This window comes from Cyclobacterium sp., from assembly GCF_014762705.1.
GTDB lineage: Bacteria > Bacteroidota > Bacteroidia > Cytophagales > Cyclobacteriaceae > Cyclobacterium.
On sequence record NZ_JABURL010000091.1, the window covers coordinates 82736 to 98195 of the forward strand.

Sequence of the window (15460 nt, forward strand, 5' to 3'; positions counted from 1 at the left end):
AATGAAGTAAAGTGTAGTTTTTCTATTGCCGTCCGGCATTCCTCTGATGGGCATTTTCGCCCCAAGTCAATTCATTAAATCAGGATTCAAAATGCAAAATAAATGCTGGATAAAATCATTCAATTTTCAGTCAAAAACAAACTGATCATTGGCCTGCTCACGCTGGGCCTGGTCATTTGGGGAGGCTACTCGCTTACACAGCTTCCCATTGATGCCGTACCGGATATTACAAACAATCAAGTACAGGTTATCACCTCTTCCCCATCTCTGGCGGCAGAAGAAGTAGAACGTTTAATCACATTCCCCATCGAAATCACCATGGCCACCATCCCAGAACTGGACGAAATCCGTTCTTTCTCCCGTTTTGGGCTGTCTGTGGTGACCATCGTGTTCAAAGAAGATGTGGATGTGTATTGGGCTCGTCAGCAGGTAAACGAACGCCTGGCCGATGTGCAAGCCCAAATCCCACCGGGAGTGGGGCAGCCGGGTATGGCCCCCATTACTACCGGATTGGGGGAAATTTATCAATATGTGGTAGGTACCGAACCGGGCTATGAAGATCAATATGACGCCCGTGAGTTACGGACGATCCAGGACTGGATTGTGCGAAGGCAGTTGCTCGGTACTCCAGGGGTGGCGGATGTAAGCAGCTTTGGAGGCTATCTCAAGCAGTACGAAATCGCCATAGACCCGGACAGGCTCAAGGCCATGAACGTCTCCATTGCAGATATTTTTCAGGCTTTGGAAGAAAACAATGAAAACACCGGAGGTGCTTATATCGAGAAAAACCTCAATGCCTACTTTATCCGAAGTGAAGGCTTGGTGGGCGACTTGGACGACATCCGAAACATGCTTGTTAAAAGCAATGAAGATGGTATCCCTGTCCTCATAAAAGATGTGGCCAAAGTACAGCTTGGTAGTGCCGTTCGATATGGAGCTACTACCCGCAATGGTGAAGGCGAGGTAGTTAGTGCCATTGTGATGATGTTGAAAGGAGAAAACTCAGCTGAAGTTATCGAGAACGTAAAAAGCCGGATTGCGGAAATCCGCAAAACATTGCCGGAAGGCGTTACAATAGAACCATTTCTCGACCGCACCAAACTGGTCGATACCGCCATAGGGACGGTAACCAAAAACCTGACTGAAGGGGCTTTAATTGTGATTTTCGTACTGCTCTTGTTGTTGGGCAACCTCCGGGCAGGTCTCATAGTTGCTTCGGTCATTCCCCTTGCGCTCATCTTCGCCTTTGGCATGATGAACCTCTTTGGCGTGTCGGGTAATCTGATGAGCCTCGGGGCAATTGACTTTGGCCTCATTGTGGACGGAGCGGTGATCATTGTTGAAGCCACACTGCACCACTTAGGTTTGCTAAAGCTGGGCAGGAAACTCACCCAGCAGGAAATGGACATGGAAGTGTATCAATCTGCCAGCAAGATCCGAAATTCAGCCGCATTCGGGGAAATCATCATTTTAATCGTTTATCTCCCCATTTTGGCTTTAGTGGGTGTAGAAGGCAAGATGTTCGGCCCAATGGCGCAAACCGTAAGCTTTGCCATTCTTGGGGCTTTTATTCTTTCACTCACTTATGTGCCCATGATGTCAGCACTTGTACTAAGCAAAAAAACTAAATACAAGCCCAATATTTCCGATAAGATCATGGCCTTTTTTCACCGCCTCTACGATCCTGCCATCCGATGGGCCATGCACAAACGACCACTGATGTTAGGTGTTGCACTTGGATTGTTTGGGGTATCGCTTTGGGTATTTTCCAATATGGGCGGTGAGTTTGTACCTACCCTGGAGGAGGGCGACTTTGCCGTTGAGACCAGGGTAATTACCGGAAGCTCTCTTCAAAATACCATACAGGCTACTACCCAGGCAGAGAAGATTTTATTGGAACAGTTTCCCGAAGTGAAGCAGGTGGTCTCAAAGGTTGGCGCTGGTGAAATCCCTACCGATCCTATGCCCGTGGAAGCTGCTGACATGATGGTGATTCTGAAAAACAAAGATGAATGGGTTTCAGCCTCTAACAGGGAAGAACTGGCCAACAAAATGGCCGAAGCTCTGGAGGTCATTCCGGGTGTTACTTTCGGATTCCAGCAGCCCATCCAGATGAGGTTCAATGAGTTGATGACAGGTGTGCGCCAGGATGTAGCTGTGAAAATTTACGGGGAAGATCTCAACGAGCTTTCGGAATACGCCCAACAAATCGGCCGGCTTGCTTCAAATGTAGAAGGCGCAGAGGATTTGTATATCGAGGAGGTAACGGGTGTACCGCAAATTGTCATTAATTACAAACGAGACCAACTGGCCAAGTATGGCCTGAGCATTCGGGATGTAAACCGTTCGGTACAGGCAGCCTTTGCCGGGGCTTCAGCCGGACTGGTATATGAAAATGAAAAGCGTTTTGACCTGGTGGTCAGATTGGATAAGACCAACAGGGAGGATGTAGAGTCCGTTCGGAACCTTTACATCGCCCGCAAAGATGGGCACCAAATACCGCTCTACCAGGTGGCCGAAGTGGAAATCCAGGAAGGCCCTTACCAAATCCAGCGAGACGACACCCGCAGACGGATCATTGTAGCTTTCAATGTACGTAACCGGGATGTTGAAAGCATAGTCACAGAACTTCAGCAAAAAATTGATGAGTCGGTGGTGTTTGCTCCGGGCTACACTGTAACCTATGGAGGCCAGTTTGAAAACCTGGTGGAAGCCCGTGAGCGACTCGCTTTTGCCGTACCGTTAGCCTTGCTGCTGATTTTTGTGTTGCTCTATTTCACCTTTGGTTCCATTAAGCAGGGCATCCTCATTTTTACAGCCATCCCACTTTCTGCCATAGGGGGTATTTTTGCCTTATGGTTCAGGGACATGCCTTTCAGCATTTCCGCGGGGGTCGGTTTTATTGCCTTGTTTGGGGTAGCCGTTTTGAATGGGATAGTGCTCATCAGCGAGTTCAACCACCTGAAAAAGGACGGTATCACCGATATTTTCGAGCGGATTTACAAAGGCACGAGAGTGCGTCTGCGCCCGGTAATAATGACGGCTTCCGTAGCTTCCCTGGGCTTTTTGCCTATGGCGCTTTCCCAATCGGGCGGTGCGGAAGTACAACGTCCACTGGCCACTGTGGTAATTGGCGGCTTAATTACGGCTACCTTCTTAACGCTTGTGGTGCTGCCCATCCTTTACTACTATTTTGAAAGAGGAATAAAAGTAAAACCGGGAGCAGTAGCACCTTTGTTGATCATCGGCCTGCTTTTCTTCCAGTTTACGGAAGTAAAGGCGCAGGAATCACCGGCCAACTACCAATCGCTGGATGAGGCGATTCAAATAGCTATACAGAACAATCCTAACCTGAAAGCAGCAGACCTGCAAACCCAGCAGGAACGGGCGCTAAAAGGGGCAAGTTGGAATCTGTCTAAGACCAGTTTCAGCCTCACGCACGGGCAGTACAACAGTATTTACAATAATGACAACCAGTTCAATATTTCACAATCCATAGCCTTTCCAACGGTTTATACCAACCAAAGCAAGTTGGCCAAAGCGAGAATGGAAGCCAGCGAGTGGCGAAAAAACGCCACCCAAAATGAACTGGTGCAGCAGGTAAAGGCTACCTGGTACATCCTCTGGCTGGAGAAAAGCAAAAGGCAGTTATTGCTGGAGCAGGACAGTATTTACCAACGCTTTGTGCGGGCTGCCAACCTTCGCTATGAAACCGGGGAAAGCAACCTGCTTGAAAAAGCAACAGCCGAATCGCAGGTAGCTGAGATCAAAGCCATGTTACAGCAAAACTTGTCAGATATCGAGATTTACCAGACGCAGTTACAAACCCTGCTCAATGTGGAAAGCCCGGTGGACATCACGGTTGGCAAGCTCGAAGTACGGGAAAGCACTGTCCTTCTTGATACCACAAGTATTGCCAACAACCCTACCCTGGCTTGGTTCAGGCAACAAATGGAAGTGGCAGAGAGAGAAAAGTCGGTAGAAAAGTCAAGGCTGCTACCCGACCTGACAATGGGGTACTTCAATCAGTCGCTGAACGGCCCTAATCAAGATCTGGATGGCAATCCGGTCACTTTCTCTTCCAGCGACCGCTTCACAGGTTTTCAGGTGGGTATAGCCATTCCCCTTTTTGGAGCAAAGGCACAAGGCTCGGTCATCAAAGCTGCTGAACTCAGAAAACAGGAAAGTGAGGCAAGGCTGCAAGCTATAACCAATGAACTGCAAGGCAGATTCAGGTCGCTCTTTCAGCAGTACCAAAAGTTTCAAACCAGTCTGGATTATTATGAGCAAAACGCCCTGCCTCAGGCAGAGCTTATTCTCAAACAAGCCCAAAGGGGTTTTGAAAGCGGTGAAATTGGCTATGTGGAATATATTCAGGGGCTTAACCGGGCATTGACAGTCCGGTTTAATTACCTGGACATCCTCAACCAATACAATCAAACCATTATCGAGATCGAGTTCATTTCAGGTGTTCAATAAAAAAAGAAATCAACAATGAAAAATACATTCAAATACATTAGTAAAATTTCGATGGCCCTTCTCTTAGGAATGGCTATAACATCTTGTGGATCAAAAAATGAGGAGGCCACAGAAGAACATCACGAAGAAGGTGAAAATACAGTGGAACTGTCGCAGGCGCAATTTGAGCAGGCAGGTATCAAAATAGGAAACGTGGAACAGCGGGTTATTGGCTCAGAACTTCGGGTCAATGGAGTTATTGACGTGCCTCCGCAAAGCAATGTTTCTATCAATATGCCCTATGGAGGCTTTGTGAAATATACTGAGATGCTGCCCGGCACAAAGGTGAAAAAAGGGCAGTTGTTGGTGGTGATTGAAAACCCGGAGTTCATTCAATTTCAACAGGACTATTTGGAAAGCCTGGCCAACCAGGAGTTTCTGAAAGCGGAATATGACCGACAAAAGGAATTGTTTGATGAAAAGGTAGCCTCCGGCAAATCCTTTCAACAGGCAAAAAGTGACTTCCTGGCCAATGAAGCCCGTATCAAAAGCATGGAGGAAAGGCTGAAATTAATCGGTTTCAGCATCCCCAAGATCAAAGAAGGTACCGTTTCTGCGTCCGTCAACATCTATTCTCCGGTAACAGGCGCTGTTCGTGAGGTGTTCACCAATGTGGGCAAATACATCAACCCACAGGACGTGATCATGGACATTACCAACTCGGAAGACCTGCACGTGGAACTCACCGTTTATGAAAACGACATTCCACGGGTCAATGAAGGTCAGCGCATCCGTTTTGCCCTTGCAAATTCACCCGATGAATGGCGTGAGGCCGAAGTATTCCTGGTGGGCAGTGGAGTCAGGGAAGACCGTTCGGTAACTGTACACGGACATTTGAAACAAATGTATGAAGATTTGAAACCAGGTATGTATGTGGCGGCCAAAGTGGAAACTGATAGCAATGAAGTCTGGGCTGTTCCGGAGGAATCCATTGTGCGGTTCGGGGGCAAGCACTATGTTTTTGCATACGCAGGCGAAAAATCAGAAAACGATGAAACCATGCACAATTTTGAAATGTTGGAAGTCATCAAAGGCTATACCGAGGATGCTTATACTCAGATTTCGCTGGCTGATTCAGCGCAGGATTTGAGTGCCATTGAACTGGTCACCAAAGGTGCCTTTACGCTCTTGGCGAAGGCCAAAAATACTGAAGAAGAAGGCGGTGGACATGGGCATTAAAAGAGCCAACAATGGTGATCAAAGAACTTGAAAATAAACTCAAGCAAAAGGATATCCGACCAACAGCCATGCGGCTGTTGGTGTTGGAAGCCCTGTCCGGTCAGGAGGCTGCCATCAGCCTTTCCGACCTGGAAAAAGCCTTTGAAAAATCGGACAGGGTTACCCTGTTCCGTACCCTGAAAACCTTTCAGGAAAACGGACTGGTACACAGCATCGATGACGGTACCGGAGCGCCTAAATACGCTCTCTGCGAAGAAGGCTGTGAATGCAATATCGAGCGGGACTTGCATGTGCATTTTCATTGCCGGGTGTGCAGTGAAACCTTCTGTTTACCCAAATACAAAATCCCGGAAATTGACTTGCCAGGTATGTTCATAGGCGAAGAAGCTAACCTGGTAGTAAAGGGGGTTTGTGGAAAATGTGCGGATTAAAAATTGCAATGGCTGTGCATCGGGTTTACACGTATTTTCAGATAAAGCACTTAACGAGATGAGATCAATACAAATTATGAACACAATAGAATATGATCGTGATCCTTAAATCAATCAGCATTTTCATACTGGCCGGTCTTTGCGAAATAGGCGGTGGCTACATGATCTGGCTCACTTTACGTGAAGACAAGCCTTGGTGGGTGGGGGTATTGGGGGCTTAATTCTGATCGGATATGGTATTGTGGCTACATGGCAACCGGATCATTTTGGCCGGGTCTATGCCGCCTACGGTGGAATATTTATCGTAATGGCCATTCAATGGGGCTGGAAAATAGAAAGGGTTGTGCCCGACGGGTATGACATAATAGGTGGGACAATTGCTTTAATAGGTATGCTTATCATCATGTATGCTCCAAGGCCCTCATGATTTTGAATTAAAAAATAACATTCACATGAAAAAACTACAAATTAAAATACCGCTTCTCCTGCCCGAAGTACCTGATGAGAGGGATCAATGTGTGCAAAAACTTATTCAACAGCTTCAGGATACAGAAGGCCTTGAAAAAGTGCATATAGCAGACGAAACAGATAAAGGTGTGCCTCAGCTATGTTTTCATTACGACCCTGAGTTAATCTCCCTAGACCGTATCCAGTCGTTAGCCGAGCAAACCGGGGCTGAAATCAATGAGAAATTTGGACACAAACTCATAGAAGTAGAAGGCATTCGCCATACACGCCACGCCCGTCATGTAGAGCGTGACCTTCGGGATATAGCGGGTATTTTAGAAGCCTCCGTATCGGCATCCGGTATGGTGCGGGTTGAGTATGATACGGCCAAAGTGGATGAGGCGGAAATTATGAAAGCACTGAGAAAAGAGGGGCTTGATATCCCGGATACCCAAGTAAGTGCCGAACGTTTTCTTAAACAAGTAAAAGAAACTGAAAAAGGCGAAGATCAAGAAAGAGGTAAAAAGGAACATGACCATGAGGAAGGTGAAGATGATGAACATTCGCACGGTGGCATTTTCGGTAAAAATACAGAGCTGATTTTTTCCATTATCTGTGGAGCATTGCTGGGAATTGGCTTTGGATTGTCTTATGTAGAGGCTGTGCCTTCCTGGGTGAGCCTCGCATTATACATCGGAGCCTATTTCTTTGGCGGATATTTCACGGCCAAAGAAGCCATTCAAACAGTGGCCAAAGGAGGTTTTGAAATTGATTTCCTGATGCTCGTAGCCGCCATTGGAGCGGCAATTCTGGGCGAATGGGCGGAAGGTGCATTACTCCTCTTCCTTTTTAGCATGGGGCATGCGTTGGAACACTACGCCATGAACAAAGCCCGTAAATCCATTGCTGCTTTGGCAGAGCTCGCTCCTAAAACGGCATTGCTCAAGAGAAATGGTAAGACCGAAGAAGTCGGTATTGAGGAATTGAGCATAGGTGACATCATCGTGGTGAAGCCCAACAGCAAAATCTCAGCCGATGGTGTGGTTGTAAGCGGTACAAGCAGTGTCAACCAAGCTCCTATCACCGGTGAAAGTGTGCCGGTAGATAAAGAACCAGTGGATAATCCTGATAAAAACTGGTCGGAGGAAAAAGACATCAAAGACGAGAACCGGGCTTTTTCGGGTACCATCAATGGCAACAATACGCTGGAAATCAAAGTCACTAAAGTAGCGAAGGACTCTACCCTCTCTCGCTTGGTGAAACTGGTCAATGAAGCCCAGACCCAGAAGTCACCTACACAACGGCTCACCGACAAATTTGAGAAATATTTTGTGCCGTCTGTACTGGTTTTGGTAGTCATACTCAATTTCGCATTTCTGGTACTGGACGAAACCTTTAGCGAAAGCTTCTACCGTGCGATGGCCGTATTGGTGGCAGCCAGTCCATGTGCTTTGGCGATAGCCACCCCAAGTGCAGTGCTAAGCGGAGTAGCCAGGGCAGCCAAAAGCGGGGTGCTTATCAAAGGTGGCCGTCCGCTGGAAGATCTGGGTGTACTCACCGCCCTGGCTTTTGATAAAACCGGAACATTGACAGAAGGAAAGCCTAAGCTCACTGAAGTAGTTGCTTTAGGTGATGTAAAAGAGGACGAACTGTTGAAAATAGCAGTAGCTGTAGAAAGCCTGAGCGACCACCCCCTGGCCAAAGCCGTGGTACGGGATGGCAAAGAGCGATTGGATGGTTCTGATGTGCGTGATGCGAAAGACCTGGAAGCGGTGCTTGGTAAAGGGATCAAGGCCACCCTGGATAATGACAAAATATACATCGGCAACCTGGACCTGTTTGAATCCCTGGATGACAAAAAGCCCGAAAAGGAAACGGACGAAAAGGTAAAGTCGCTGGAGTCAGATGGCAATACTACCATGCTGATCCGTCAAAATGACAAATACATTGGCATTATTGCACTGATGGATACGCCCAGAAAGGAAGCTAAAAATACCCTGGAGCAACTGAAAAAGATTGGTATCAAGCGTATGGTCATGCTTACCGGGGATAACCAGAAAGTAGCCGATGCAGTGGCCAAAGAAATTGGACTCACGGATGCCTGGGGCAGCTTGCTGCCGGAAGAAAAGGTAGAAGCCATTAAAAAGCTCAGGGAAAAAGAATCTAAAGTAGCGATGGTGGGTGATGGCGTAAATGACGCCCCGGCCATGGCCAACAGTACCGTAGGTATTGCCATGGGAGCGGCAGGCAGTGATGTAGCCCTGGAAACAGCCGATATCGCCCTAATGGCTGACAAGCTGGAAACCTTGCCTTTTGCCATCGGTTTGAGTAGAAAGGCCAAAGGCATTATCAAAGAAAATCTTTGGGTGAGTTTGGGCATAGTAGCCTTGTTAATACCCGCTACGGTTTTCGGCTTTGCTAATATCGGTATCGCAGTGCTGATTCATGAAGGCTCTACTTTGGTGGTGGTGTTTAATGCATTGAGGTTGTTGGCTTATAAGAAGTAGGACTCAATATTTGAAATTATAGCATAGAATTAACAAAACAATAAGACTGAAAATGGCCAAACGATGCACGATTTTGAAATGCTGGAAGTCATCAAAGGCTATACCGAGGATGCTTATACTCAGATTTCGCTGGGTGATTCAGCGCAGGATTTGAGTGCCATTGAACTGGTCACCAAAGGTGCCTTTACGCTCTTGGCGAAGGCCAAAAATACTGAAGAAGAAGGCGGTGGACATGGGCATTAAAAGAGCCAACAATGGTGATCAAAGAACTTGAAAATAAACTCAAGCAAAAGGATATCCGACCAACAGCCATGCGGCTGTTGGTGTTGGAAGCCCTGTCCGGTCAGGAGGCTGCCATCAGCCTTTCCGACCTGGAAAAAGCCTTTGAAAAATCGGACAGGGTTACCCTGTTCCGTACCCTGAAAACCTTTCAGGAAAACGGACTGGTACACAGCATCGATGACGGTACCGGAGCGCCTAAATACGCTCTCTGCGAAGAAGGCTGTGAATGCAATATCGAGCGGGACTTGCATGTGCATTTTCATTGCCGGGTGTGCAGTGAAACCTTCTGTTTACCCAAATACAAAATCCCGGAAATTGACTTGCCAGGTATGTTCATAGGCGAAGAAGCTAACCTGGTAGTAAAGGGGGTTTGTGGAAAATGTGCGGATTAAAAATTGCAATGGCTGTGCATTGTGTTTACACGTATTTTCAGGTAGGTACTTAACAAGATGAGATTCAATACTCATAATCATGTATGCCCCACGAACTTCTTAAAGCAATCACTATGGACGAAAACAAAATCACTTGCAAGCTCACTACTCTGGAGCTGAGGCAAAGAAAAGCTACTGTGATAGCTTCATTAAAAGTGCGGGTATTGGAAAAACAGGAACTTGCCAATGGGTTCAGGTACAGATTTGACAGCTCGGATCAAACACTAGATCTGCTGAACAATTTCATCAAGACCGAACGGCTTTGTTGTGACTTTTTAATACTGGGTCTTACAGTTGCCCATCAGGATTCTCCGGTCTGGCTCGAATTATCAGGCCCGGAAGGCGCAAAGGACTTTATCAAAAACGAGATTGAATTTTAGAATTTAACCCAGGCCGATCAATCATGACCACTTTACTCACCGGTACCATCATGCTCAGCCTCCTTCATGGGCTGATCCCCAGCCACTGGCTGCCGGTACTGGCTTTGAAAGAAAGGTTTGGCTGGCAAGGAAGCAAGACGGTTCGCATTGCCTCTGTGGCGGCTTTGGCCCATTCGTTGAGTACGTTTATGCTAGGTGTATTTCTGGGCTTGTTCAGCCTGTCATTGGCGGAAACGCTGAACAGTTACACCCGTTGGGTCATTCCCTCATTGCTTATCGCCATCGGCTTGTATTTTATCATCCAGCACCACCATCACCACCACTTTCACATTGCTGAAAAACAAAAACTGGAAAAAGCTGGAGCAACACAAGTGGTGACCTTGCTGGTATTCATGATGTTTCTTTCGCCCTGCCTGGAGATTGAAGCCTACTTCCTGATGGCAGGGACGTACGGCTGGCCGATGATCCTGGCAGTGGGCCTGCTTTATACCATCGTTTCCGTGTTGGGGATCACCTTTTGGGTGTACCTGGCACAAAAAGGACTGCACCGCTTCAACTGGCACAGGCTGGAACACAATGCCGGGCTGGTTTCAGGAGGCATACTCATTCTTACAGGGATCATTTCCTTTTTCACACATTAAAACTGACAAGATCATGGCCAATACAAACAATATAGAAGACAAAGCTTGCTGTGATACCGACCAGCAACCAAACAAACAAAAGAAACAAGAAGAAAAAACCTCCTCCACTTTCCTGCAAACCTGGGGCAGTGGTATTGTGAGCCTTGCCATGCTGCTGGCCGGAATTGCGGCTGACCAGTTGGGACAGCCTGCATTTTTCCAGGGCTGGATCCGCATCTGTTGGTATGTGCTGGCCTATCTGCCTGTGGGCTGGCCGGTATTGGTCAAAGGCTGGAAGGCCATACTGAAGGGCGATGTGTTCACGGAATTTTTCCTCATGGGCATAGCCACGCTGGGTGCCTTTGCCATAGGCGAGTATCCCGAGGCAGTGGCAGTGATGCTTTTCTATGCCATCGGTGAGCTGTTTCAGGATGGAGCTGTGAACCGGGCCAAACGTAACATCAAAGCCCTGCTGGACATCCGTCCTGAATCGGCCTCCGTGCAACGAAACGGCCAAACGGTGACCGTACACCCGGAGGAAGTACAAACCGGGGAAACCATACAGGTTAAGCCCGGAGAAAAAGTGCCGCTCGATGGGGAAATGCTGAGCGAAAAAAGCAGCTTCAACACTTCGGCTCTGACGGGTGAAAGCAAACCGGCTACCTACAACAAAGGAGAAAATGTGCTGGCAGGCATGGTCAACCTCGACAGGCTGATTGAACTGAAAGTCACAAGGCTGTTCAACGAAAGTTCGCTGGCACGCATCCTGGAGCTGGTGCAGAACGCCACCGCCCGTAAGGCAAAAACCGAACAGTTCATCCGCAGGTTTGCGCGGGTTTACACGCCCATCGTTACTTTTCTTGCAGTTGGACTGGCCTTCCTGCCCTACTTTTTTGTAGAAAACTATGTGTTTGAAGACTGGCTTTACCGGGCATTGATCTTCCTGGTGATCTCCTGCCCCTGTGCGCTGGTGATCTCCATACCACTCGGCTACTTTGGAGGGATCGGGGCAGCTTCCCGCAAAGGGATACTATTCAAAGGCTCCAACTTTCTCGACCTCATGACAAAAGTCAATACCGTGGTGATGGACAAAACCGGAACCCTGACCAAAGGAGTATTTGAAGTGCAAAAACACTTGGTATAGACAAGGCATTTGGCGACTTGCTGCCCGAACAAAAGGTACAGAAAGTGGAAGAATTGAAAAAAGACGCCAACCGTGTCATCGCCTTTGTGGGAGACGGCATCAATGATGCCCCTGTATTGGCACTGGCCGATGTGGGCATGGCCATGGGCGGCCTGGGCAGTGATGCCGCCATCGAGACGGCCGATGTGGTCATCCAGACCGACCAGCCTTCCAAAATTGCCACGGCCATCCAGCTCGGCAAGCAAACCAAACGGATCGTATGGCAAAATATCAGCCTGGCCTTTGGGGTGAAGCTCATTGTGTTGGCACTGGGAGCCGGAGGCCTGGCTACCATGTGGGAAGCTGTATTTGCCGATGTGGGTGTGGCACTGTTGGCGATATTGAATGCGGTAAGGATACAGCGAAACTAAGAATACTTTAAGCTATGAAAATAACAAACTCACTTTTTAAATGTCTGAAATTTACAACCACCTATATGAAGATTTAGAGGACAAACTTAGAATGATCGATCTGGAGGAAGATAACCTCCTCAAAAAATCAGAGCTGAGCTTTCAAAGGGTTCTAATTGCCATTAACAGGTTACAGAATGTCTTAACTAAAAACCTTGTAGATTCTCAAGCCGGTGAAATACTCTTCTTTAAGGAGATTTAACCCAAATACGCCTGCAAACTCATTTACAATCTCAACGTGTTCAATTTTGGAACTAACAAGCCCAATAGGGATTAAGATTAGGCGCAAGTATTATCAAAACGAATTAGATAAGCTCACAGGCTTCTTTGACAATATCTTGGAGTTTTACCTACGCAATTAAAAACCCAAAGACCACCAAAAGCCGCTTGGAAACAATGGAGTGATGAGGCACCTAGAGAGGTTCTGGAAGATGGTGACCATGGCTGTAAAAATGGAATGGGTAAGCCGGGATCCCTTTGAAAAGTATCTGCTCAAATTTCATCGAGTTGATAGGGATTTCCTTAATCACGAAGAGTTGGAGGCAGTAGAAAACAAGGACTTCAAGATTGTGCGTTTGCAGTGGGTCAGGGATCTGTTTGTGTTCAGTTGCTATACCGGACTGGCCTACATCGATGCGATGAACCTGACACCATCCAACATCACGATTGGCATTGATGGGGAGTACTGGCTTTCCACCTGCCGCCAGAAAACCGACCAACCTGTCAGGGTTCCCATCCTTCCCAAGGCCTGGGAGATTATTGAGAAATACAGAACCCACCCAAGGGCTTTGCAAAAAGGATCTGTATTCCCTATGATCTCTAATCAAAAGCTTAACTCTTATCTGAAAGAAATAGCCGACCTGTGCGGGATTGAAAAGAACCTCACCTTTCACCTGGCCAGGCATACATTTGCCACCACCGTTACTCTTTGCAATGGTGTCCCGTTGGAGACTGTGAGCAAGATGCTGGGTCATTCAAAAATCACCACTACTCAGGTTTACGCTAAAGTGGTGGAGAAGAAGGTAAGGGAAGACATGCACACTCTCCGGGAGAAGCTGGCAGCACCAAAATTGATGAGAAGGGCGAAGTAGCCCTTCGAAGTAGCCCTTTTTTGTATTTAAGTGATTGCTTAAATACATTTAATTCCTTAGCTTTGTTAAGCAAATGCTTAAATACGAAGTTATGAATACATGTATCCGTGTCTTTGCCGATAGCGACCAGATCAATAGGTGCAGGGAAGACTTGAAGAGTAAAGAAGAAGGCTTTTTAGAACTGACAGATGTACTGAACCTGGCTGGTAATGCGGTTCGCCTCAAAATCCTGTACCTCTTGAAACAGGAAAATGAACTTTGTCCGTGCGACTTGTCAGACATCCTAGGCATGACAGTGCCGGCCATTTCCCAACATCTGAAAAAGCTGAAGGATGCAGGAATCGTGACAACCAAAAAATCCGGACAAACCATCTTCTATTCAGTAGAAGCGCACAGTCAGCGGATCATTTCATCAGTGCTCGATTTGTTTAATCTCCCAAATACAATTCCTGCCCTATGATACCCAGTGATCTTACCCAAAGCATAAAGGTTTCCTTAAAAACTGCTACCGGGCAGTTGGGATATATCCTCAGTAAAATTGACGATGAGGACCAGGTGGAAAACATACTTCTCCAGTTGAAGGCGGTACAATCCACCCTTACCAAGACTACTTATGAATTATTGGATGATACCTACAGAAAAGCATTAGCAGAAAGAATCTCGTTAGCTTACCAGAACTGCCCCGGTAACTGTGGTAATGAAGAAACAATAGAAAAGCTGAGAACACTATTTCCAGAGCTTAAACTCGAAGAAGTGCCTGAAAAACTAAGGGAAGCCCGGACGGTGGAAGAAGAATTGAAGAAATTTTTATCCGAACGTTTGGACACCCCCTCCCCCCGTGACTGAACTTTGGAGAGATGTTTCAATAAAATAGTATTGATATGAAAAGTAAACTCATGATTTTGGCCACAGCGGGTATTCTCGCCATTGGTGGCCTTGCTTACGGGATCAACTCATCCCCAAAAGCTTGTCCTTTGGAAGGTACTCCAGATTGTCCAAAAGTTAGCTGCCCTTTGGCAGGCACTCCGGAATGTCCTTATGATTTGAAAGTGGCGGAAATACCCGCCTGCTGCAAGAAAAAGTAACCGGGAGGGCGCAGAGCCCTTCTTTTTTTGAAATGAAAAAGTATATGAAAAATTCGCTTTTAACCAGCGGTATTATGGCTGCACTCTTAAGTTCACTTTGCTGCATCACCCCGGTGCTTGCACTAGTGGCCGGTGCAAGCGGGATTGCCTCCACTTTTTCCTGGCTGGATCCTGCACGGCCCTTTTTTGTGGGCATTACGGTTGTAGTGTTGGGTTTTGCCTGGTACCAAAAACTTAAACCAAAGGCCAAAGGTGAAATAGAATGTGCGTGTGAGGAGGACCTACAGCCCTCCTTTTGGAAAACAAGGAAATTCCTTGGGATAGTCACCGTTTTTGCGACCCTGATGCTCACATTCCCGCTTTATGCTCACATTTTCTACCCTAAATCTGAAAAGCAAGTGATCATCGTTGATAAGTCAGACATTCAGACCGTAAATTTTCAAATCAAAGGCATGACTTGCCAGGGTTGCGCAGATCATGTTGAACATGAGGTAAATAAGCTCAGCGGTATCCTTAAAGTAACCGCATCCTACGAACAGGGCAATGCCATTGTAGAATTTGACAATACCAAAACAGGCATCCTTGAAATTGAGCAAGCTATCAACTCGACCGGATATTCCGTGACCAATAAAACAGAGAAATAAATGGAAATCATATTAGAATCAACCATCACCTGCCCGGAATGCGGGCATCAAAAAGAAGAAACCATGCCCACTGACGCCTGTCAGTATTTTTACGAATGTGAAAATTGCCACCAGGTACTAAAACCGAAGGAAGGGGATTGCTGCGTGTATTGCAGCTATGGCTCAGCACCTTGTCCACCAGTACAATTGGATTCTGATCAAGCATGTTGCTAGCGTAGACAATGCTTTATCTGACATACATCATGTTTTAAC

15 protein-coding genes and 2 pseudogenes are annotated in these 15460 nt (G+C 47.0%); all 17 read left to right on the plus strand.

Annotated elements, in window-relative coordinates:
* Positions 1–102: 102 nt before the first annotated feature.
* The 17 genes and pseudogenes from HUJ21_RS17465 to HUJ21_RS17545 all read left to right on the plus strand — a co-directional run bounded on the left by HUJ21_RS17465 (position 103) and on the right by HUJ21_RS17545 (position 15421).
* A complete protein-coding gene (locus tag HUJ21_RS17465) occupies positions 103–4479 on the plus strand; it encodes a CusA/CzcA family heavy metal efflux RND transporter (RefSeq protein ID WP_291371882.1) in 4377 nt (1458 codons plus the stop codon).
* Between the two features lie 15 nt (positions 4480–4494).
* A complete protein-coding gene (locus HUJ21_RS17470; protein WP_286754959.1) occupies positions 4495–5697 on the plus strand; it encodes an efflux RND transporter periplasmic adaptor subunit in 1203 nt (400 codons plus the stop codon).
* A 14-nt stretch (positions 5698–5711) separates the two neighbouring features.
* Positions 5712–6128, plus strand: a complete 417-nt coding sequence (locus HUJ21_RS17475) for a transcriptional repressor (RefSeq protein ID WP_291371894.1) — start codon at positions 5712–5714, stop codon at positions 6126–6128.
* Positions 6129–6289: 161 nt separating this feature from the next.
* A pseudogene (locus HUJ21_RS17480) lies at positions 6290–6555 on the plus strand (YnfA family protein).
* Between the two features lie 25 nt (positions 6556–6580).
* Positions 6581–9082, plus strand: coding sequence for a heavy metal translocating P-type ATPase (locus tag HUJ21_RS17485; RefSeq protein ID WP_073094237.1), 2502 nt, complete (start codon positions 6581–6583; stop codon positions 9080–9082).
* 63 nt (positions 9083–9145) lie between these two features.
* Complete coding sequence (locus tag HUJ21_RS17490; protein ID WP_268034880.1) at positions 9146–9325, plus strand: hypothetical protein; 180 nt, start codon at positions 9146–9148, stop codon at positions 9323–9325.
* A 14-nt stretch (positions 9326–9339) separates the two neighbouring features.
* Positions 9340–9756 (plus strand): transcriptional repressor, encoded by a 417-nt coding sequence (locus tag HUJ21_RS17495; protein ID WP_291371894.1) that lies wholly within the window; start codon positions 9340–9342, stop codon positions 9754–9756.
* Positions 9757–9869: 113 nt separating this feature from the next.
* Positions 9870–10175 (plus strand): hypothetical protein, encoded by a 306-nt coding sequence (locus tag HUJ21_RS17500; RefSeq protein WP_291371883.1) that lies wholly within the window; start codon positions 9870–9872, stop codon positions 10173–10175.
* Positions 10176–10198: 23 nt separating this feature from the next.
* Positions 10199–10816: a hypothetical protein gene (locus HUJ21_RS17505; RefSeq protein WP_084121511.1), complete on the plus strand. Its 618-nt coding sequence runs from the start codon at positions 10199–10201 to the stop codon at positions 10814–10816.
* A gap of 13 nt (positions 10817–10829) precedes the next feature.
* A pseudogene (locus tag HUJ21_RS17510) lies at positions 10830–12349 on the plus strand (HAD-IC family P-type ATPase).
* A 40-nt stretch (positions 12350–12389) separates the two neighbouring features.
* Positions 12390–12590 carry a hypothetical protein gene (locus HUJ21_RS17515; protein WP_291371884.1) on the plus strand — a complete coding sequence of 67 codons (201 nt, stop codon included), beginning with the start codon at positions 12390–12392 and terminating at the stop codon, positions 12588–12590.
* A 202-nt stretch (positions 12591–12792) separates the two neighbouring features.
* Positions 12793–13479, plus strand: a complete 687-nt coding sequence (locus tag HUJ21_RS17520) for a site-specific integrase (RefSeq protein ID WP_052331439.1) — start codon at positions 12793–12795, stop codon at positions 13477–13479.
* Positions 13480–13570: 91 nt separating this feature from the next.
* Entirely contained in the window at positions 13571–13939 is a 369-nt protein-coding gene (locus tag HUJ21_RS17525) for a metalloregulator ArsR/SmtB family transcription factor (RefSeq protein WP_291371885.1), read from the plus strand.
* Positions 13936–14325 carry a metal-sensing transcriptional repressor gene (locus HUJ21_RS17530; protein WP_291371886.1) on the plus strand — a complete coding sequence of 130 codons (390 nt, stop codon included), beginning with the start codon at positions 13936–13938 and terminating at the stop codon, positions 14323–14325. Before HUJ21_RS17525 ends, HUJ21_RS17530 begins: the two co-directional genes overlap by 4 nt.
* A gap of 35 nt (positions 14326–14360) precedes the next feature.
* Positions 14361–14564, plus strand: coding sequence for a hypothetical protein (locus HUJ21_RS17535; protein WP_015266975.1), 204 nt, complete (start codon positions 14361–14363; stop codon positions 14562–14564).
* A gap of 44 nt (positions 14565–14608) precedes the next feature.
* Complete coding sequence (merTP, locus tag HUJ21_RS17540) at positions 14609–15208, plus strand: mercuric transport protein MerTP (RefSeq protein WP_221444440.1); 600 nt, start codon at positions 14609–14611, stop codon at positions 15206–15208.
* Positions 15209–15421, plus strand: coding sequence for a GDCCVxC domain-containing (seleno)protein (locus HUJ21_RS17545; protein WP_137404718.1), 213 nt, complete (start codon positions 15209–15211; stop codon positions 15419–15421). It begins immediately after the preceding gene.
* Positions 15422–15460 lie beyond the last annotated feature (39 nt).